The organism is Vibrio sp. 1562, from assembly GCF_033340155.1.
Taxonomy (GTDB): Bacteria; Pseudomonadota; Gammaproteobacteria; order Enterobacterales; family Vibrionaceae; genus Vibrio; species Vibrio alginolyticus.
Genome location: NZ_JAWOVY010000834.1, coordinates 1 through 505, shown reverse-complemented (window position 1 = coordinate 505; position 505 = coordinate 1). Strand labels below are relative to the sequence as shown.

Here is a 505-nt window from a genome sequence, read left to right as displayed (position 1 = left end):
AAAAGGTTCATCGCGGATAAGCGGGAACTAAAAACAAAAACGGTAGTAAGTGATAGAGTTTTATCGCCAAACAAAACCTACACAAACTACCGTTTTCATGTCGAATCATACTTTCCTATCTTCATTCTGGGAAGGCTTTCATATAGTAAAGTCTCATCAGACTGCGTCATTAATAAAGCTCACTCTCAAACCTAATTCTATCGCTAAGTGTCCGTGCGGGCTTAAAGCTCAAGCCATACATGAGTATCAGTGGCGTAACGTGAAGGAAGCTACACTGTTAGGAGCTCCCGTTGAACTGTCCATTCAAACCCGACGCATCAAGTGCAGTAACTGCGGCATTAAAACAGAGCGGCTATCTTGGTTGGAACCTTATGCTCGTATCACTAAACGCCTACGAAGCTATATAGAACAGCTGTTACCTCTGCTACCAATTAAACATATAGCCCAAGTGACAGGCGTTCATTGGCACACAATCAAAGAGATAGATAAGCGTCGACTTCAACAA

The 505-nt window shown here is 42.6% G+C and carries 1 protein-coding gene; it reads left to right on the top strand.

Annotated elements, in window-relative coordinates:
• Positions 1 to 97: 97 nt before the first annotated feature.
• Positions 98 to 505 (top strand): helix-turn-helix domain-containing protein (locus tag R7Z49_RS27940; RefSeq protein WP_318112910.1); only part of this gene is annotated, 408 nt, incomplete at its 3' end.